The sequence below is a fragment of the Pseudogracilibacillus sp. SE30717A genome, assembly GCF_037071985.1.
Taxonomy (GTDB): Bacteria; Bacillota; Bacilli; order Bacillales; family Amphibacillaceae; genus Pseudogracilibacillus.
Map to the genome: position 1 here is coordinate 199422 of NZ_JAXHDF010000007.1, position 22117 is coordinate 221538.

General features: G+C 32.8%; 18 protein-coding genes and 1 pseudogene. 2 read left to right on the plus strand and 17 right to left on the minus strand.

The features are described 5' to 3' along the window. The first annotated feature begins 43 nt into the window (after positions 1-43). Complete coding sequence (locus SPD48_RS12915; RefSeq protein WP_336258539.1) at positions 44-1474, plus strand: M81 family metallopeptidase; 1431 nt, start codon at positions 44-46, stop codon at positions 1472-1474. A gap of 30 nt (positions 1475-1504) precedes the next feature. Then, complete coding sequence (locus tag SPD48_RS12920) at positions 1505-2302, plus strand: carbohydrate-binding family 9-like protein (protein ID WP_336258540.1); 798 nt, start codon at positions 1505-1507, stop codon at positions 2300-2302. Between the two features lie 61 nt (positions 2303-2363). On the opposite strand, the gene SPD48_RS12925 is transcribed toward SPD48_RS12920, so the two are convergent. The 17 genes and pseudogenes from SPD48_RS12925 to SPD48_RS13005 form a co-directional block, all read right to left on the minus strand. Continuing rightward, positions 2364-4091, minus strand: a complete 1728-nt coding sequence (locus SPD48_RS12925; RefSeq protein WP_336258541.1) for a phospho-sugar mutase — start codon at positions 4089-4091, stop codon at positions 2364-2366. 71 nt (positions 4092-4162) lie between these two features. Next, positions 4163-5032: pseudogene (locus SPD48_RS12930) on the minus strand (nucleotide sugar dehydrogenase); the annotation flags it as partial. Positions 5033-5049: 17 nt separating this feature from the next. Continuing rightward, positions 5050-6207 carry a DegT/DnrJ/EryC1/StrS family aminotransferase gene (locus SPD48_RS12935; RefSeq protein ID WP_442962154.1) on the minus strand — a complete coding sequence of 386 codons (1158 nt, stop codon included), beginning with the start codon at positions 6205-6207 and terminating at the stop codon, positions 5050-5052. 21 nt (positions 6208-6228) lie between these two features. After that, positions 6229-7209: an ATP-grasp domain-containing protein gene (locus SPD48_RS12940; protein WP_336258543.1), complete on the minus strand. Its 981-nt coding sequence runs from the start codon at positions 7207-7209 to the stop codon at positions 6229-6231. A 4-nt stretch (positions 7210-7213) separates the two neighbouring features. After that, entirely contained in the window at positions 7214-8167 is a 954-nt protein-coding gene (locus SPD48_RS12945) for a 1-aminocyclopropane-1-carboxylate deaminase/D-cysteine desulfhydrase (RefSeq protein ID WP_336258544.1), read from the minus strand. Positions 8168-8276: 109 nt separating this feature from the next. Then, the gene (locus SPD48_RS12950) at positions 8277-8807 is read right to left on the minus strand and encodes a GNAT family N-acetyltransferase (protein WP_336258545.1); all 531 of its coding nucleotides are present in this window, start codon (positions 8805-8807) and stop codon (positions 8277-8279) included. Between the two features lie 318 nt (positions 8808-9125). Next, positions 9126-10529: a Coenzyme F420 hydrogenase/dehydrogenase, beta subunit C-terminal domain gene (locus SPD48_RS12955; protein ID WP_336258546.1), complete on the minus strand. Its 1404-nt coding sequence runs from the start codon at positions 10527-10529 to the stop codon at positions 9126-9128. A 48-nt stretch (positions 10530-10577) separates the two neighbouring features. After that, positions 10578-12092: an oligosaccharide flippase family protein gene (locus SPD48_RS12960; protein WP_336258547.1), complete on the minus strand. Its 1515-nt coding sequence runs from the start codon at positions 12090-12092 to the stop codon at positions 10578-10580. A 29-nt stretch (positions 12093-12121) separates the two neighbouring features. Then, positions 12122-13252, minus strand: coding sequence for a polysaccharide pyruvyl transferase family protein (locus SPD48_RS12965; RefSeq protein ID WP_336258548.1), 1131 nt, complete (start codon positions 13250-13252; stop codon positions 12122-12124). Positions 13253-13277: 25 nt separating this feature from the next. Beyond that, on the minus strand, positions 13278-14615 hold the full coding sequence (locus tag SPD48_RS12970) for an O-antigen ligase family protein (protein WP_336258549.1): 1338 nt from the start codon (positions 14613-14615) through the stop codon (positions 13278-13280). A gap of 23 nt (positions 14616-14638) precedes the next feature. After that, positions 14639-15637, minus strand: a complete 999-nt coding sequence (locus SPD48_RS12975) for a stealth family protein (RefSeq protein ID WP_336258550.1) — start codon at positions 15635-15637, stop codon at positions 14639-14641. Positions 15638-15644: 7 nt separating this feature from the next. After that, on the minus strand, positions 15645-16952 hold the full coding sequence (locus tag SPD48_RS12980; protein WP_336258551.1) for a hypothetical protein: 1308 nt from the start codon (positions 16950-16952) through the stop codon (positions 15645-15647). Between the two features lie 92 nt (positions 16953-17044). After that, a complete protein-coding gene (locus SPD48_RS12985) occupies positions 17045-17683 on the minus strand; it encodes a sugar transferase (RefSeq protein ID WP_336258552.1) in 639 nt (212 codons plus the stop codon). A 49-nt stretch (positions 17684-17732) separates the two neighbouring features. After that, a complete protein-coding gene (locus SPD48_RS12990; protein ID WP_336258553.1) occupies positions 17733-19565 on the minus strand; it encodes a polysaccharide biosynthesis protein in 1833 nt (610 codons plus the stop codon). Positions 19566-19680: 115 nt separating this feature from the next. Beyond that, on the minus strand, positions 19681-20451 hold the full coding sequence (locus SPD48_RS12995) for a tyrosine-protein phosphatase (protein ID WP_336258554.1): 771 nt from the start codon (positions 20449-20451) through the stop codon (positions 19681-19683). A gap of 212 nt (positions 20452-20663) precedes the next feature. After that, the gene (locus tag SPD48_RS13000) at positions 20664-21359 is read right to left on the minus strand and encodes a CpsD/CapB family tyrosine-protein kinase (protein WP_336258555.1); all 696 of its coding nucleotides are present in this window, start codon (positions 21357-21359) and stop codon (positions 20664-20666) included. Then, complete coding sequence (locus tag SPD48_RS13005) at positions 21328-22107, minus strand: YveK family protein (RefSeq protein WP_336258556.1); 780 nt, start codon at positions 22105-22107, stop codon at positions 21328-21330. The genes SPD48_RS13000 and SPD48_RS13005 overlap by 32 nt, the downstream gene beginning before the upstream one ends. Positions 22108-22117: the final 10 nt, after the last annotated feature.

Below are 22117 nucleotides of genomic sequence, written 5' to 3' on the forward strand. Positions count from 1 at the left end.
AATTATTCCACGCACATTTATAATTTTAGTTTGAGGTGAAAATATGAAAGTAATTATAGGTGGACTATATCATGAATCAAATACATTTAACCCATTCCCTACACATGCAGATGACTTCGTACTAGCCGAAGGTGATGATGTATTTGAACGAGTGTGTAGTACAAACGTTTTTAAAGAAGCAGGAGTAACAGTTGTCCCAACAATATATGCTACTGCTTTATCTTCCGGGGTAGTGACGGAAAAAGCATATCGTTTTTTTGCGGATAAAATGCTTGATGTCATTAAAAATGAGGCAGATATTGACGGTATCTGGCTTCATCTCCATGGATCCATGACTGTTGAAAATGTGGGTTCTGGTGAATTACAACTTTTAAAAGAAATGAGAGAAATAGTAGGTTTTGACATTCCTATCTCATTAACATTAGATATTCATGGCAATAATTCAATAGAGTTAAATAAATATGCAAATATTATTCGTGCGTATCGTACCGTTCCTCATACAGATCAATGTGAAACGGAAGTTATTACTGCTGAACTTTTGGTAGATGTTATTCAAACAAAGCAAAATGTATCCCCTGCTTATGTTCAATTACCAATGATTATTAGTGGAGAACAAGCATTAGGAGATCAAGAACCATTGAAGTCTATTTTCAACAAGCTATATGAAATTGAACAAATAGATGGAATTGCTTCCGCTTCCTTCTTTATTGGATTTTCATGGGCAGATACAATTGACTCTGCCGCATCTGTTATTGTTGTTCCACAAACAGAAAAAGATGCTCCAATTGCTGAAGAACAAGCGAATAGTTTAGCAGAATATATTTATTCAAAAAGAAATGACTTCCAGTTTGACGCAATTGCATTACCACCAGCAGATGCGATTGAAAAAGCAATCTCACACCAAACAAGTCCTGTCTTTATTTCGGATTCAGGAGATAACACAACAGGTGGAGGCGTAGGAATTTATACTGGGCTTTTACGCTCTTTCTTAAATCTAAAAGATTTAAACAATAAAAAAGTTTGCATTTCGGCCATATTTGACCCGGATGCGTACGATACATGTAAAGAATACAATATCGGTGATAAAGTATCCATCGATGTAGGTACTAATTTTGATGAACATAGTAAAAGTGTAAAAGTTGAGGGAACTTTAAAAGCAAAAGGAGATTTACTAGGATACTTGGGTGGTACTTCCGATCGTGTTGGCAAAACTTGCACTATATCCGTTGGTGATATAGATGTTGTGATCGCAAACAAGGGGCACTCTTTTATTACGTTAAATCACTTTAAGTCAGCTGGATTAGATATTAATGACTATGATGTTATAGTTGTTAAACAAGGTTATTTATTCCCTGAACTTAGCAAGATCTCTAAATTAGATTTATTAGCTTTAACTCCAGGAGCAACCTATCAATTGTTGGAAAAGCTTGATTTTAAATCAATTCAGCGACCAATGTTCCCGCTAGATAAATAATGTTTACTTTATAGATTAGGAGAATGAATTGTGACTTATACTGCATACCGTACAAAAGAAAAAATTGTAGTTGATGGAAAATTAAACGAAAAGGCATGGGCTTTAGCCCCTAAATCCCCTCGCTTTGTTGATATTATCAACGGAGGGCCCGCATTATACGATACGAAAGTAGCTGTATTATGGGATGATGAGTATTTATACTTTGGATATTGGGTAGAAGAACCGTATGTATCAGCTACTTTCAAAAAACGAGATGAATTATTATTCAACGAAAACAATGTCGAGCTATTTATTGATGGTGGCGACACGTATTATGAATTTGAAATTAATGCATTAAACACTATATATGAAATATTCTTCATTTGGAAAGATGCCTACAAACAAGGTGGAAAATTTGATGTACCAGAATTTAATGTACATGAAAGAGATGCATATACATTTGGCGGAAACCACGACCGTATTTCTAAACATTTCTGGGATGGTACTCATCCAAGAGGATTAAGATGGGCATTTAGAGACTGGGACTTCCCAGGTTTAAAAACGGCAGTCCATGTAGATGGAAAAGTAAACGATAATACACATATTGATAAAGGATGGACAGTCGAATTAGCATTCCCTTGGGAAGGTATGAAGTGGTTAGCAAATGGACGTTCCTTACCTCCGCAAGAAGGAGACGAATGGAAATTCCAATTTGCACGATACGAAAAATTAATTTCATTAGAGAAAAATGTTGGATGGGCTTGGGATCCAACTGGTTCCGATGATAACCATAAGCCGGAAAAATTTACACCCGTGACATTCTCAAAAAAATTCATTGAAGATCTTTAATACTTACTTTAAAAAGCCAGAATTGGAATTAACATTCTTCCAATTCTGGTTCTTTATTAAATTAAGATTTTATTTTTATCATCACTGCATCTTTCAACTCTTTCAACACATGTTCACTTTTTTCTATCGTCTCTTCCTTTACTCCAAAATAAAACTTAATCTTCGGCTCTGTCCCTGAAGGTCTGATACAGAACCATGCTCCGTTTTCCAGCTTATATTTCAGCACATTGGATTTTGGTAATTCAATCGTTTCTTGCGCATTTCCTTCTACAACTGTTCTCTCACTGCTTAAATAGTCTTCTCTCACAAGCACTTTCCTACCTGCAATTATGGCTGGCGGATTTTTGCGAAAGTCCTTGAGAATGGAAGCTATTCTCTCAACACCTTCTATACCTTCTAATGTGAGCGATTCTAATCCTTCTTGATAATAGCCGTATTCTTCAAAAATTTCTTCTAACGCATCAAGTAAACTTTTATTTTGCGTCTTATAGTAAGCTGCAGTTTCTGCAATTAGTAAGCATGCTTGTACGGCATCTTTATCACGAACGAAGTCACCAATCAAATAACCGTAACTCTCTTCATACCCTAATAAAAATTTTCTGTCTCCTGTTTCTTCAAATTCTTTTATCTTTTCACTAATGTATTTAAATCCTGTCAAAACATCAATGGTTTCGAGTCCATGTGTCTCTGCAATGTCTCGTCCCAGTTCAGACGTTACGATTGTTTTTAGAACCGCACTATTTTTAGGAAGCTCATTTTTTCCTTGTTTTTGTGTTATTAGATAATGAAGTAAAAGTGCACCGATTTGGTTTCCAGTTAATAATTCGTACCCTGTTTCACTTCTAACAGCAATTCCCATTCTGTCTGTGTCCGGATCTGTTGCAAGCAAAAGATCTGCATCATGTTTCTTACCGTAGTCAATTGCTAGAGTAAAAGCTGCAGGTTCTTCTGGGTTTGGAAAAGCGACCGTAGGAAAATTCGGATCTGGAAATTCCTGTTCTTCTACTATATGTACATGTTTAAAACCGATCGCTTGGAGTCCTTCTCTAACTGGTCGATTCCCTGTTCCGTGAAGAGGTGTATAAACGATTGAAAAATCATCAGCTACTTGGTGGATTACGTCTGGCTGAACAACTAAATTCTTTATTTGATGTAAATACGCTTGATCCACTGTTTGTCCAATAAAAGTTAATAATCCTGCTTCTTTCAAGGCTTCTTCGTCTGCTACTTGTACATCTAATTCGTTCTCCACTTCATTCACTTTCGCGACGATCACATCTGCATCAGCTGAAGCAAATTGTGCCCCGTCTGAACCATATACTTTAAAACCATTATATTCCGGCGGATTATGACTTGCAGTAATTACGATTCCACTATATGCATGTAAATACCTAACAGCAAAAGAAAGCTCAGGGGTGGTACGTAAGCTTTCAAAAATATAAACTTGAATACCATGATGTCCTAATGTTTTGGCAGCTTCTAGTGCAAACTCATACGATTTATGTCGTGAATCATATGCGATAACGACCCCACGCTTCTTCGCTTCCTCACCATTTAAATCAATATAACTTGCCAAACCTTCTGACGCTTTACGTATCGTATATGTATTCATCCGGTTTGTACCCGGTCCGATAATTCCACGCATTCCACCAGTACCGAAATCTAAATGTTTGTAAAAACAATCTTCTAATTGAGCCGTGTCTGCTACAAGTTCCTGTAACTGAAGCTTAAGTTCCTCTTCTAGTCCAGTAAAATTACTCCATCTTTTGTACTCCTTTTCCCAATTCACAATAAAACCCTCCTAAACTTCATATAGATATATGAAAAAGACCTGTATTTAAACAGGCCTTCCTAACAATCTTAATCTCTACTAAACAAATCTCTCGTATACACTTTCTCTTTTATGTCTTTTAGTTCATCTGATAAACGATTAGCTACAATTACGTCTGCAACGTCCTTAAATTCATTAAAGTCTTTTATAACTTTTAATCCATCGAATTCATCGTCTTCAAGGACCGGCTCATAAACAACTACTTCAACACCATTTTCCTTCACACGATCAATGACACCTTGAATTGCAGACTGTCTAAAGTTATCAGATCCTGTTTTCATCGTTAAACGATAAATTCCAACTACTCGTGGTTTTCTCTCTAAAATCATATCAGCTATATGTGACTTTCTAGTATCATTCGCATCGACAATTGCTGTAATAATATTGTTAGGCACTTCTTTAAAATTTGCTAATAATTGCTTTGTGTCTTTTGGTAAACAATATCCACCATAACCGAATGAAGGGTTATTATAATGGTCCCCTATACGAGGGTCAAATCCAATTCCTTCTACAATTTGTTTCGTATCCAATCCTTTTACCTCTGCATACGTATCTAACTCGTTAAAGAAAGAAACTCGCATTGCAAGATATGTATTAGCAAATAATTTAATTGCTTCCGCTTCTGTGGAGTCTGTAAACAACATAGGAATGTCTTCTTTAATTGCTCCTTGTGCTAATAAATTGGCGAACATTCTAGCACGTTCCGACTGTTCACCCACAATAATTCGAGATGGATGCAAGTTATCATAAAGTGCTTGTCCTTCACGCAAAAATTCAGGTGAGAAAATAATGTTACTTGTATTAAATCTCTCACTAATTGCTTTCGTATACCCCACCGGAATAGTAGATTTTATGACCATCGTAGCTTTGGGGTTGATTGAAAGAACATTCCCCAATATTACATTGGAGTGGAAATCTATTTACTATTACTATTTAATAAATTCTCAATAATAGATATGACTCTTTGTTGCTGATCTTCTTCCATGTTCGACCCACTTGGTAAACATATTCCATACTCAAACAAATAATCAGAAACACCATTTTTTTCTTCATGCGAATAATATTTTACATTTTCAAACAACGGCTGTAAATGCATTGGCTTCCATACAGGGCGTGCCTCTATATCTTCCTCTGCTAATCGTTCAATTATATCATTTCGTGTGATACCTGTTATATTAGGATTAATTGTCAAAGCTGTAAGCCAACGATTAGATTTAGTTCCTTCCAACTCTGGTTGAAATGTAATACCTTCAATTTTACCGAATGCTTCGTAATAACGCTCAAAAATTGCCCTACGTTGCTCTACTCGTTCATCCAAAACTTCTAACTGCCCTCGTCCAATCCCGGCAACAATATTACTCATTCGATAGTTATATCCGATCTCACTATGCTGATAGTGTACAGCTGGATCACGGGCTTGAGTAGCTAAAAACCTAGCTCTTTGAAGTGCTTCTTTATCATTTGAAACGAGAGCTCCTCCACCAGACGTTGTGATTATTTTATTCCCATTAAATGAATATATTCCATAATCGCCAATCGTACCACTTTTACGGCCTTTATATTCACTACCTAATGACTCAGCAGCATCTTCAATTACAGGCACATTATATGACGAGCAAATTGACATAATCTCATCCATTTTCGCACTTTGTCCATAAAGATGAACAACTATTACGGCTTTTGGTAATTTTCCATTCTCTTTAGCTTCCCATAGCGCCCTCTTCAATGCTTCAGGAGACATGTTCCAAGTATCTGTTTCTGAATCTATTAAAACTGGTGTAGCGCCTTGATATAAAACAGGATTTACACTTGCAACAAATGTTAAAGTCGAGCAAAATACAACGTCTCCAGCATTAACATTTAACAATTTCAGCGCCAAATGAATAGCTGCTGTTCCAGATATGACAACAGCAGCATTACTAATAGAGTTATATTCTGCTAATTCCTCTTCAAATCCATCTACATTGTTTCCTAATGGAGCTATCCAGTTTAAATCAAAAGCTTCTTGTATATATTTCTGTTCTCTCCCACTCATATGAGGAGAAGAAAGAAAAATTCTATCTTTACTTTGCATTGCTGTCAACTCCCTCGATCTTTAGAATTCTAGAGGTTTCTTAATTATTTTTACGTCATCATACTTCATCATTATGTAACCAGAGTTATATTTAAAACCATCATAAGGTGAATTTTCAATTTCGTTTAAATTATTCACAATATACTCCATAAAATTACATCCCATTTCACAAGCATGTGGGTATCCACCACCAAATCTAGGATTAATTTCGGAGATATAATATCCTCCATCGTATTCAAAACAGTCTATATCTATAGGTCCCGTAAAATTAGTCTTTGAAATTAAATCTTTTACAAGACTTTCAATCTCTATATTTTTTACTGAAACTGACTTATCCGTTTCTCCGGCTCTCATATTAATCTTTTCTTTAATAAAAAGATCAACTAAATCTCCACTTAACATATCGATATATACGTCTATCCCAAATTCTTTATCCTTAAAAAAGGGTTGAACAATTAAATCATCTTCACGATTAAAAATGTTCAGTAACTCCACCTCATCATTCACAATATTTAATCCGATACTTGCACTACCTTTACCAGGTTTTATAACGAGTGGATAGTTCAATTTTCCTTCATTTAATAAAGAAAGCACTAAGTTTATATCACTATAAGTAGGAACACCCGGTATTCCTAGTTCACATAAGTAGTCATATGTTTGCTGTTTATCAAAGCTAAACTTTACCATTTCTAGAGGAGATAAAATTAATACAATTCCTTGTTCTTCAAATTTACTTCTATTTTCAGCAAGTAATTCTAATTCAGGATCGATTAATGAAACAATTCCTTTTATGTTATGTTTTTTACATAAATTTAGCAATATTGAAATGTAGTTATTTTCATTTATACGTGGTACTATTTCAAATTTATCTGCAAAATATAATGCAGGTGCATTAATATCACAATCTGTAGCAATAACATTTCCTTTAATCTTGCTTAAAGATTGTTTAAAATATTGTATAACTTTAACCCTTCTTCCAGCACTCGTTACTAATAAGTTCATCTAATTACTCCTCTTCAAACTTGTCTGCATAATTAAATAGTAAGGGCGTCCCACCTGTATGAATAAATAAAATATCTTTATTCATTATTTCATGCTTTTTAATATATTCAAGCATGCCATAAAATGCTTTCCCTGTATATACTGGATCTAGTAATATACCTGATTTTTTAGCAACTTTTTTTATAATTTCTACAATTTCGGGATAAATATGAGCATAGCCTTTTCCAACATAGGAATCTTCGAAAATAATCTCATTTAATTTTGGTGGTATCGTTATACCATTTTCATCAAAATAATCTATTAAACTCTCATAAATTACTTCTTTTCCTCTTTTATTATTTCTTGCAACACTGATTCCAACTATATTTGTTGAAAAATCATTAATCAATTTACCGGCAATTAAACCTGCCTGTGTAGTACCTGTTCCTGAAGCATGGAAGATGTACTCAAAATTTGTCTGTATATCTTTTTGTTGCTCTAATATTTCATCAAAAGTTTTTTTATAAGCATGGGTTCCAAGATTTCCATGCCCTCCACCTTGAATAAAATAAGGGTTATATCCTTTTTCTCCCAAATTCTTAAGAGTATGTTCTATCGTTTCTGAAACTTTTTCTACATCTGTCCAAATTATCTCGACATCAAATAATTTATATAAAAAATAATTACCATCAAAAGTTGGATTGGCTGTTTTAGATAGTATTAATAAAGTTTTTAACCCTAATTTACTAGCAGCAGCAGCCGTTAATCTACAATGATTAGATTGAGGGGCACCATAAGTAACAATACAATTCGCTTTTTTTTCTATTGCATCAGCAAGAAAATATTCAAGTTTTCTTGCTTTATTACCACCTAATGCAAGATCTGTACAATCATCTCGCTTAATATAAATATGATTAGAATAAAATTTATTAAAAAAATGTATAGGAGTTGGTGTTTCCGTGAAGCTTAATTTATCCATATCTACACCTTCTTGAATAATTTTATAATACCTATAATAATAAATAGTTTCACATCTTATCAAATATCTTTTAAGTAATATAAAATTATTATTTTTAAACTTATCTTTATTATTTTTCGTTTAGAAATTCACTTTTTAATATACTCATGATATATCTATTTCGCAATTCACCGTGCGATAAAATATCTTCACGTAATAATCCCTCAACTTGGAATCCTACTTTTTTATTTAGATTCAACATTGGAGCATTTTTCTCCCAAACATAAGAATATACTTTATTTAGACTTAATTCATTGAATGCATAGTTTAAAATAAGCTTTCTAATGTCATAACCGTAACCTTTTCCATGAAATTTTTCTTCGCCTATCCCCATATACGATTCAGCCTTTGAATTTTTATAATCTATATTTAATAGTCCACCAAAACCAATAGGCTCATGTGTTTCCTTTACACATACAAAAAAATCTTTTCTGTTTGGATTTCCTGATGCATTATTCAACCATTTTTTTGTCCCTATCTCCGAAATTGGGTACTCGAAATTCAGGGTGCTCCGGATATTTGAGTTATTTATCCATCTTACTTTATAGGGAACATCCTTTTCCTCCATTAAACGTAAATAAACATTCTCACCTAAAATCACTTTACATTCTTTCCTTTCTTTTCTTAAATAACACCTTAAGTATTCAATATCATTTTTTGCAAACTAAGTATATAACCAATTTTAATCTCTTGTAAGTAATCTTTTTCTAAAAAGAAGACCTATATATGATAAATACAATGTATTTTGAGGTAGTATGTCTTTTTTTATATTTGGATCTCAAGGAAGAAGGTATGTTATCGATATTTTAGATATATTAGTCTTATTAGAAATAAAATAATTAATATCTTTACCATATTAACTGCGTACCCCGCAACATTAATACTTGTGAGTTATTAAATATATTTATAAATAAATTGATTAGATCACTTTCTTTATTTCTCTTTTTATTTTGTTTACAATTCTTTTTATTAATGGGGGATTTATAGTTTTATTATAAGCCTCTACATTTGGATTCATATAATCAATAAATGAATCAAAATGTTGATTCTCTTCTGCAATCTTAAAGGCATTAAAACTCTCTTGAGAAAGTTGCATTCTCTTCTTATAAACTTGCTTTCTATTTGAATCAATTTTATCTGATGCCCTTACTCTTTTATTTGGTCGCCATTCATTATTCTCGTCTTTTAAGTGTAATCTGTATGAAAGTCCATCTCTTCTATGTCGGAATCCTCCTGCTTGTGATTTATATACTCTTTCCGCGGTTAGTTCATCAAGGTATACTTTACCAGCACTAATACCCTCTTCCAGTATTTGCAATATATCAGGATTTCGAACTGTAATAACATTTGTACCGTCACTATCATTTGCGTATTCGGGCAACCATGCGTCTCCAACAGTAACATCGGCAGTTTCCGCCAATACATCATCACAAAATTCACAAGCATTATATTTAAATAATCCTTGTCCCCAATTTGTAGTATATAACTCCTTTCGAGGTGCACTTAATTTTACTTTTTCTCCATTTATTGTTCCCTCTACTTCTACACCATAATCATTTGCTGCTTTATCTTCTAACTTAACTCTAAAATCAATCCAAGATAAATTATCAGGCTCTATTCCTAATTGCCAACCCATTGATTTTGCAAACATATCACTTTTCAAATGTCCACAGACTAAACCAATGCAATACTTAATTCTTTCCTTAATAACTTTATCATTTTCAGCCAAAAGTCGTACCGATTTGATAAAACATGGAATACCTATTATAGCGTATCTTCCTTTTTTCTCTTTAACAAATTTCATTACCTTTGATAATTCAATAGGATAATATTTTGACTTTGCACCCGAAGATAATTCATCTAAAGTAGAAGATACTTGGTATTCGAATAATAAATTACTGTTATCATTTTTTTCTTTTACATGGATAATTCCATCTACTAAATCTAACTTCAATAATTGTGAAGCAATCCAGCTACCCATACCACCAGAGGAGCCTTTGTCCCTGTATTTTCCTTCTTTTACATATCCCGCAAAATTTTTTAAATAATAACCAGTATTTTCATTAAATGTTGGATGATGTGTTTTGAATAATTCTTTTCCTAACTCAGTTTCATTTTTACTCTCATTAGAAAATGGACAAACAGAATTAACATCTGGTTCAGTTCGACAATCTAATTCATATTTAATAACAGGCCGAAACTTACCATTTTTATCTAACCTCATTTCAAATGGTGAATCATCTACACTGGCGCAAGCTCCGCATCCTATACAGTAATCATTTTCTATGACAGTATCCATTAAATATTTGATATTCTTATTCATTATATACACATCCATTCATTCACGTTAAAAGGTTTCAAAATCCAATTATTATGTAAGTTTTCCCTTTATCTTTTTAAACATCGATAAGGTTAACTCTTTTTCGTAAGAATTAAATCCAAATTTAAATATCAGAAAACTATGCACTACTATATATAAACAAATCTTAATAGCAATAAATAGTAAAGTTTCTTGTGGTATCAAAATATTTAACAAAAACCCAATAACTAAAGAAATCGTAATTGGTACAGTTATATTTACTATGTTTTTCCAAAAAGCAATCATATTGATACCAAGCTTTTTTTGATAATAAATATTCATTAATATTACATTCCCAAAAAATAACGTTGCGCCAGTGATATAGGCAACACCAATTCCACCATAATTTCTTGCAATTGGGATTGAAAGAATTACATTAAGAACTGCAATGATTATTAACATAACAGATCTAAATCCTTGTAAATTTTTTGCATACAAGATTGAAATTCCAATATTTTGTATTAGAGGGATTGTTAATGGCAGCATAATAATTAATACAATATTATATGCATCACTGTAATTTGCCCCAGCCCATATATTAATAAATGGTTGGCCAAATAATATAAATCCACTCAATATCAGGGTCAGTATAATATACTGCAATCTTCCATATCTGATCATCATTTCTGTTAATTCATTACTGCTTGCTTTTCTCGCTACCATCATAGATGCTTTCGGTAAAAACAAGCCACTAATTGAAGTTGAGAACTGAATATATAGTTTAACAAACTGCATAGCAATCGCATAAATTGCAACTGAAACTGTCCCTTTAACTGCGCCCAATATAATTTGATCTGTTTGCCAATATATCTGATCAACTATTACTGCTAAAAACACAAAAAAAGAATACGCTAATATTTCTTTTAATAAGGTAGTATCAAGCTTTCCAAAACTAAACGTTATACTTATTTTTTTAAAACAATAAAAAGCATTAAATAGCAAACACCCTAAATTTACTACGGTTGTAATGATCACCATCGATATTGCTCCATAGCCAATATAAATGATTGGTAGGATTAATAATGGAGCCATAACTATTCTTACGATAGAAACAACTTTATCAATTACAAAACGTTCATATGCGCGTATAATTGAACTAAATATGGACAATGGAAAAGACAATGCAAAGTTTATTATAAGGATTATTATCATTATTTTTGCACTTTGTAATTGTGTTCCCGATAATTTATCACCAAATAAAGCATCAACACTTTGGTAAACAGCAATTCCAACAACAACGGTTAATAAACCTATAAAAGTATATAGGATTAAAAATAGTCCATTTAACTTAGATTCTTTATTTTCATCCCCTACTACTCTGTTTCTTGCTGTATATCTGACCATCGCATTCCCAAGTCCCATATCCATAACACTAAAATATGCTGCTAACGATCCAATTAGAGAATAAAGTCCAAATTCCGATTGCCCCAATATTCTTATCATAATGGGTGTATACACTAAAGCAACTGCAATTGAAATAAAAATAGACAGATATGATAATAATGCTCCTGCTTTGAGTTGACTCAAATTACTCAACTTCTTTCAATGATTAAATCCTACTTTAAATTTAATGCGTCTTCCAAGTACTCAAATGCCTTCTGACGTTGTAATTTCAATATGGGATGTACATGTGAAAAATCCATCTTAAGTAAGTCACTATTAATATTGATTTTATCAACATGTCTTGTTTCAAACTTGAAAGTCGATAATAATGTGTCAATTCTAGAGTTCATAGATGGGAATTTCCCTTCCCTATCAAATACTACAAAAGGCGTCTCTAATAATATTGAAAATACAGCTCCATGAAATGAATCTGTAATAAAAATACTTGATGAATTTATATAATCTATAAATTCACTTGGTCCAGATAAATATGGTAATTTATCGTTCGGTTGTGCTAAATTAATAATTTTCAAATGATTGTTTTTGGCTATTTTATTAATTATTTTTCTTTTGGCTCTTGAAATTCTACCTAAAAAATAGGTTAATAAATAACCTGTTTTTGGTTTATTAGAAGGTACATTTGCAATTGATAGCCACTTTTCTTTTGATAACATAAGAGTCGGATCAATTAATACAGGGGCATCTCTCCCAGTTAACTCTTTAATGATTTTTGCTCCTGCTTCTTCCCTAACAGACAATCTATGCATTTCAGATATCCATTTTTTATATCTATCTATATAATCTTCGGGAATTTGATCCGTACCAAAGCTTGGTGAGTAAGCTATTCTTTTCTCTTTAGGTGCAAATGTTAGAAAGTAAGCCGGGTCACCCTTTCGAAAAAAAGGATTCCAAACTTGATCACTTCCTGTTATAAAGTATTCATATTCATCCAAAAGACCCTTATTTATATTGTTCTCATCTAATTTAAACGTTGTTTCATGTATATGTTTTCTCGAGAAATTTCTAAAGATCCGTTCCCTCTTATTATTTAGTTTCTTTTTATATAAAATTCCTGTAACTTTATTATGCAATCTCTCATAGTTATCTTTCGGAGAAGATTTTAATATATTTTTAGCCTTTATTAACAAAGGAATATCTTTAGGGTTATTCTTTTTAATGTCAACCCAAATGGTTTCTACATCAAATCCATAAGATTTAACGACTTCTTGTAATGCATAGTTTTGTAATCTATTACCATAATTAACATAACCGTTTAAAGTAATTATTCCAATTTTCTTTTGCATATTCACACCTCGGATTTATAAAAAACTATACTTTTGCAGAGTTACTTATTTTATCGATGATAACACTATTCACTATTGATAAACTAAAGAAATACATAAACAAATAAACAATATTATAAAATGGATTTTCTGTTAAACAATAAAGTATAAAAAATGTTTGGTAATAAAAGGAAAAGGTTAAAGCGATTTTCCACTTGTTACTATAAATACTACTAGATAAGATTAATTTTAAAATTCTAAAAGTATTTATATAGGTATAAACCATTGCCAGCATTACAATTAAAAACCCAACTAACCCAGTTTCAGCCAACAGTTGTAAATATACATTATGAACTGTTAAATCTCTTGAAAGAAGCTGGCCAGAAGTGACAACTATAAACTGTTCCCATCCTATTCCAAATATAGGATTATCCTTAAAGATATCCCATGCTCTTTCATACAAAATTGTTCTTCCACTTGTAATATCTTGACCTGCTAAAATGTTGTTAATTGTAACTATCATCCTTCTAAATATGTCTATAAAGTCCATATAACTAGTCACAATATACAATATTAAGGAACTAAATATGAGGCCAAAAATTACTTTTACAAACCTGGTAGATTTATTTTTTGAAGTTGCAAAGTAGTAAGTCAATATAAATGAAAAGATTCCCCATAACATTATTGAGCGCTTTCCTGTCATAATTAATCCTATAATCAATATTAATATAAGGAAGGTGTCAAAAAGCATACTCTTTTTTTCTCTAAATCTGTTAGCTAAAATTATCCCAATCCCCATTATCATTGGACCTGCCGCCATTGCAGGTTGTCCAAAACCTAGACCAGGATAATAACCAAGTATAACTAATTCTAAAGTTCTCTCTTTTACTGAAAGTGGCACGAAAGAAAATGTTAAAGAATGAAATAAATCAGTGAAAAAATAATGGAAAAAAGTACCAAAAGCATAAATAATAGATGAAACTTTTATTAACTTAAATGAAACATCAAATCTATCAATATCTGCCTTTGCAAACAACAAAAAGAATAATCCTGATATGTACATAAAGTATTGAACATCAACATCTATAGTAGCAGTAAATATGATATATAATAATATAGTTACGATTGCTATGCTCCAAAATAAGTCTATTTTGGTATAGTTTATCGTAAACATCCCATTTTTTTTCGGTTTAAATACTAGTAAAATAATAGCTATAGCAATTATTCCAATTTGCAAAACACTTTCTTCAATGATAAATCCATACCAACGCTGAGTAAATATATAGAAGACATATATAAATAATGCAATACTAGATATATAAATCCCTTTATTATTTGATCTTGTTTTTTTATTTAACTCTATTTTATTTTTAGTTTTTTGCATAATTTCGAGCCCCATATACATCTTTATATTTCAAATTTTGATTTTTTTGGTAAGATATCCTTAAAAGCATCGATTATTGCTTGTTTTTCTTGTTCAAAATTTCTAACAGGATCCTTGTCATTATCATTGATACAAACCATATGATATTTTTGTTCACAAATAGCTTCTACTATATCAGCATTATCGTTAGTGATATCGTATGTTCGACCAATACTTGAACGTCTTGGTGAAAAGCGTCCCTCTACAAGTTGTTTATATCTAAATAACCACTGATTAACATCCCGACCATTCCGAAATTTGTTCTGACAAGTATTATCTAAAATCTGATATTCATCTTCCCATAATTCATCAAACGTTTCCTTAAGGTAGGAATTTGGTAAATGTGGATTTAAAAAACCTGCAAAATGACTAAACGGTAACATCAATAATGTACTAATAATATGCTTTCTATAAGAAAAGTTAAACCATTTTGAGAAGTTTTCTTTTAAAACTTTATTTTTATTATAGGCTGTATTTATTATTTCCATATTATTAGATACTATTGCTCCAGTAGACATTCGAAAATTATTAATCAATGGTCTAATAACTGCAATATCACATGGAAGATTATTAATGAAAAAATCACTTGCTTTCATCTCTTTTGTTATAAATGTATCATCATTAAAATACACAAACTTCTCCGACAAATCTTTAATTCTATGAAAATTCAATTCTATAACATGAGAACTAAAAGTTGGTAGGTATTTTGCCGGGATATAATCTTGATGATAGACAATATTCAGCTTAGGATGATTTATATTTAACCATTTTGGAAGGTGACCCCATGTAATAAAATGAATTTTATTTACCCAAGGAGTAAATTTTTCTATCCCACGGAACCAATAATGTAAGTTATCCCAATCCCGATATCGGATTTCCCTTCTGTCCGACGGGCCTTTTTCAGTATACTTTTCTTTTTCTTTTATCCATTCGGGATCACTACCATCTACCCATGTTAATATAAAATCTATTTTATCTGTCATAAAAATGTCACTCTCTCGTAAGCCACTTTGTTTTTCCCGCGATTGTTTGTCGCAATTCATTTACTCGTTTAATTTCTAATTCAGCTAATCTCTTATCAATTTTAAGTAACCTATGTTTTATTTCTCTTATATCATTTTCAGTTATTTCAACATCAGACTTTAAATAAATAGTATATTTTAAATCTTTAGTGTATCTAATTTGATAAGCAGTAACTTTCTTTGAAAATTTGATGGCATGTGTAATACCTTCTGAATGTATTGGTGTATTTTCATCTAGCATTAAAAAGTCGTTATCTCTGCCTTTTACCGCTTCAAACCTATATACGCTTTCTAAATTCTTTTCAGTTCCTGTAATAATATCTCCGATTTCATACCTTATCAAAGGGAATGCTCTAGGATACAACGATGTAACTAATATTCTACCACTTTGGGAGGGGTTGCCCTCGTTATCGACACATTCAATTAAATTATTTCTCCAAAGCACTTTATATCCTCCGTCTGGATGAGTATGAGCTAAATATTTAGTTTCCATTGTGGCATATTGAAGACCAACTGGACAACCAAAGATTTCACTAATAAAATTCTTATCTTCGTTTTTATCAAAGCCCTCAGCTGCCCCCATAACAACCTTTAAATTCAATTTATGGAATTCAGTTTTTCGGTCTGCATTTACTTTGGCAAGCATATATAAAGCTTTACTATAACCTACAATGTATTTAGGTTTAAAATTAATAATTTGTTCACCAGCATCTCTTAATTTTTCGTTGGATAGATCATATGCTGAAAAGCGCTTATACCCTATTAAAGGAAGACCAATTTTAAATTTAAGCATATTTTTATACTTTGTGAGCCCGGAGCCTAATGTGTGTGAATGTCCCCAAATTCTAAACATGCGATCAGACCTTTTAATATTATAAAAATCTCTTACATACCATACCGCTGGTTCACATTCTTGCGTTTCCGTTTTCCAACTAGGATACTGCAATGGATTCCCAGTTGAGCCTCCAGTAGTCCCCCATGAATCAGGTTTCTTTGATCTATCTATTAATTCTTTTATATGCTGATTAGCAAAAGAACGATCGATGGTAGGTAACTTTTTAAATTCTTCAAAGTTTGTAATAATTTTAGGTACTTTCCTTTTATTAACCAAGTCATTATAATATGGTACATGCGTTTGAATAGTCTCCCAAATTTGGTTGAACACATTGATTTGATAGTTTGTTATCTTTCCGACTTCCATATTATTATAAAACTCTTGTTCTTTTCTAACTTTTGGTCTAATATTTTTTTCTCTTAAATAAGGCAATAAAGACATCTAGACACTCCCTGTACATACAAGCCTTAATAGTCAAATAATATTCAAATAAAATGAATTATTATAATTCTAATTCTTATATTAAGTAACATTTAATTATTACTGACCTTTTTCTTTACTTTTCTCTCCACATCACTCTTACTTTTATTTCCATGAATTCCATCTCTTTTAAAAACCTTAACAACAGTCAACAATATTATTGTAAAATCTAATAAAATATTTTGTTTTTTTATATATTCCAAATCCAGTTTTATTCTTTCATCCCAAGATAATGAATTTCTACCTTTTACCTGAGCAAAGCCAGTAATACCCGGACGAACTATGAATCTTTTTTTCTGAACTTTAGTATATTCATGATACTCTCTAGGGTGATAAGGAACCGGTGGGCGCGGTCCTACTAGGCTCATATCCCCTTTAAGAACGTTTAATATTTGAGGTAGCTCATCTAAACTAGTTTTTCTTAAAATGGAACCAACCTTGGTTATTCTATTATCTCCTTCAAAGGTAATTAATCCAGAGCCAACCTTTTCAGCGTTATCTATCATAGTTCTATATTTAAAAATATTAAATTCTTTGCCATTTTTACCTAACCTTTTTTGTTTAAAAATTATTGGTCCCTTACTATCTATTTTAATTGCAATTGCTATAAATACACTGATAACTAACAATGGGAACAGTAATATTAATACAAAAATAATATCAATAACTCTTTTTAAAAATTTGTCGTACATTAATATTGCCCCTTTTTAAAGCCAGATACTTTATTTACAAATATACTTCTTACGAGCCCTCAGCTGTTACTAATTCTTGATCCATATACACTACATTCATTAATGCATCCTTTAGTTCTTCTTGTTTAAATGTGTTAAAGTTCATAATTAAATCTTCAATTAGAACTGGATCTACTTCCACCGTTCGTCCAATATAAATTTTCTCATATACTTGTCCTGGTAAAATTTCATCTTCACCAAGTAATTCTTCATACATTTTTTCTCCAGGTCGAATACCTGTATATTCAATACCAATCTCTTCTTCTGAATAACCAGATAAACGAATTAAGTTCTTAGCAAGATCAACAATTTTTACAGGTTCACCCATGTCAAGAACAAAGATTTCTCCACCCTTCGCTAACGTTCCAGCTTGAATAACCAAACGTGATGCTTCAGGGATTGTCATAAAGTATCTAGTCATCTCTGGATCTGTTACTGTAACTGGACCACCTTCATTGATTTGCTTTTTAAATAACGGGATAACACTGCCACGGCTTCCAAGCACATTTCCAAATCTCACCGCAACAAACTTCGTTTTGCTCTTCGAATGCATTCCTTGAACGACCATTTCTGCAACTCGTTTAGTTGCTCCCATCACATTTGTCGGGTTTACAGCTTTATCTGTTGACACTAACACAAATGTTTCAACGTGATAAGCATCAGCCGCTTCGGCTACATTTTTCGTACCGATCACATTGTTCTTCACCGCTTCATGTGGATTATATTCCATTAACGGAACATGTTTATGAGCTGCAGCATGAAAGATTTTTTTCGGGCGGTACTTATCTACAATCTCAAACATGCGAACACGATCTTTTACATCCCCAATAATCGGGATGATTTCAACATCTGTTTGTCCATGTTTTTTCTTTAGTTCCATATCAATTGAGTAAATGCTGTATTCCCCGTGGCCGATAAGAAGTAGTCTCGCAGGTGAAAAGCGCATTAACTGTCTACAAATTTCGGATCCTATTGATCCACCTGCGCCTGTAACCATTATCGTATGACCTGTTACTTTATCTTGTATTGAATCAATATCAAGTTCAACCGGCTCACGACCAAGTAAATCCTCTACTTCAACATTTTTTAAATTACTGACAGATACTCGTCCGGTCATTAAATCTTCTAGTTTCGGAATCATCTGTACTTTGGCAGACGTTTTACCACAATAATCAATAATATTTTTTAACTCTCCATTTTTCAAGGAAGGAATAGCAATGACAATATGATCTATCGCTTGATTTGTAACTATAACAGGAATATCCTTCACCATCCCGACAACAGAAAGGTTGTAGACTTGCATCCGTTGTTTCGCTAAATCGTCATCTACGAAAGCGACTGGCCATAATTCCGAATCATTATGTTCATTATTTAATTGCCTTGCGATCATCGCTCCGGCATCTCCTGCACCGACGATTAGTGTACGTTTTTTCGTATCAGACTTTTTTATGTATCGACCCCGTATGACACGCCAGAAAAAACGTGATCCTCCGATTAAGATAATATGTAGCATCCATGTCACTAACAATGCCCGGCGATACATCGTAAAATCATTTATTAATAATTGGACAATTGCTGCCGATATTATAGTAAAAGTGACTGCTTTTACTATTGCGACCAGCTCACCAACACTCGCATAGGCCCACATTTTATTGTATAAATTATAAATGAGTGCATAAATATGGTGAAATAGGAGCAGCGCAATCGCTGTTACAATGACGACCATATTATCAAAAGGTTGTGCAGTATAAGGATAAGCGATCCAAAACGCAATAAAAATTGCGATACTTACAATCACTGAATCTAGTAATATAAGCAGCGCAAGTCGACTTTTATATGTCACAATCTAACCTTCTTTCCTTCCGAATATATATCTAAAGTACTTCCTAATCTATCTGTATATATTTTACCAAATTAGGTATACATAATTCTGTAATTCTATATTTTGTAATCAAATCTTAAAATAACCCAAACAATTTCCGGCGTTTTGTCTGAATTTGAGTCGGTTCCACTCTATTCACGTTCATATTTTCAACGAGTAGATGCCCATTTTCTACAAACATATAGTACGTTTCGACACCATATTGTTTTTTTACAAATTCAAACGCTTCTTGCATGCAAAATCCTCTTGTCGTTGTATTATGTGCATCCGATGCAATGAAGTGAGCTAAATTCGCTTCTATTAACTGATGCGTAAATTCTTCAATTTGTTTACCAAATTTACCAACAACACTTGCTGCTGTAACTTGAGTTAATGCCCCATTTCGTACTAACTCATACATTCTCCGATGATTTTGCAGCAATTCCCTGTTTCGTTCTGGATGAACAATAACTGGCTTAATGCCTGCCAATTGTATATCATACAATAGCTGTTCCGTATAATGTGGAACTGAATCAGAAGGAAACTCAATTAACAGGTATTTTGAGTCATTTACTGGAAGAATCTCTCCACGTTCAAGATCTTCCATTACTTCTCCGTAAATTCGTACTTCTTGTCCAGCGATCACTTCGAGTGGTACGCCGTTCGCTTGAAATAAATCGTTTAACACGGAAACATGTGTAAGGATATCGTCTTTATAATTATCATACGTTCTATTTTTATGATGCGGACTTGCGACAATTTTCGTAACCCCTTGTTCGATTGCAGCTTTTGCCATGTCCAAACTGTCTTGTTCCGTTTTTGCTCCATCATCAATCCCTGGAAGGATATGACTATGTATATCAATCAATTAAGCTCCCCCTTTCTTTTTCCTCAAAACTTTTTCATGTATAGGTATATAGTAAGTGTTTTACCTAAATCATCCAATGAATTCTAATGAAATTGTAACAGAATTCGAGTCATTATTCTAGCCGTTGCATATTAATGGAAATATATTAAGTTATTTTACATTTTATTCCTTCATATATAAAAAAAAGAAAACCTTCCATCTAGCTAGGAAGGTTACGACCCATAATAGTAATAATAATTTGAATTACTTTTTGACCGATCGTTTAAGATAGCACCTAGTAATCTTGCTTTTGAATCTTTCATCAATTCTGCGGTTCTTTCTGCTTCTTCATACTCCGTTGTTCCACTTCGGTAAACTAGTAAAGATCCGTCAACAATATTCGCTAATATCTTCGCATCTGTAACAGCAAGAGCTGGTGGCGTATCGAAAATAACGAAATCGTATAATTGCTTGGTAAGTTTCAAAATCTCTTCCATCCGTTTTGATGCTAATAGTTCGGAAGGATTCGGTGGAATTGGTCCACAGGATAAGATATCTAAATTATCAACATCTGATCTCTCTACCGCTTCTTCAAGTGTGCTATCTCCAATTAACACATTACTTAAGCCTCGTAAATTATCGAGCCGGAATGTATAGTGTACCGTCGGTTTACGTAAGTCCGCATCGATTAATAATGTTCGTTTACCTTGCTGGGCGTACACAACAGCTAAATTCGCTGCCGTAATCGACTTTCCAGCTGCAGGACCTGCCGACGTAATTAATATCGCTTGTAACGGTTTGTCCACAGATGAAAATTGTAAGTTCGTTCGGATCGTCCTGTATTGTTCTGAGATCGGGGATCTCGGATTCAAATTCGTAATCAAATGACGTATTTTACTAGTTGGTGCCGGTTTTTTTCGGTTGAACATGATTGAATCCTCCTCCCTTAACTCGTTGTTGACTAATCGATGACGGGTCACGACGTAAATCTTCTATATCAATCGTAGAGATAATCCCTAATAATGGAAGTCCAATTTTTTCCTCAACATCTTGTTCGGTTCTTACTTTCGTATCTAAGTACTCTAGTAAGAAAGCAACTCCAACCCCAGCCATCACACCTAAGACAATTCCAATTGCAATATTAAGCATCGGTCTTGGTTCCACTGGTGAAGGGTCAACTTTCGTTTCCGCTTCAGATAAAATATTGACATTATCGACATTCATAATTTCAGGGATTTTATCCTGAAATACAGTTACTGTTGTATTTGCAATTTCTGTTGCCATTTCTGGATCTGGATCCCTCACCGTGACCGTTACGACTTGTGAATTTTGCTCACTTGACACGCTAATATTATTTTTAAGTTCTTCTGATGAATACGTTAAGTTCAATTCCTCAATAACATCATTTAAAATTGCGGCACTCGTAATAATAACATTATATGTGTTAATTAATTCAACGTTTGTCCGAATGGCGTTCTGGTCAATTTGCATATTACTAGATTGTTCTTGCTGACTCTGGTTCACAATAAACTGTGTAGTAGATTGATAGATTGGTGTTAACACAAAAAAACTGACAATCGCTGCAATAAGTGCTGCCCCGATTGTAAACGATAAAATAAGGAGAAGGCGTTTTTTTACAACCTCGAAAATCTCCTGTAAGGATATGGTTTCTTCCATTATTGTACCT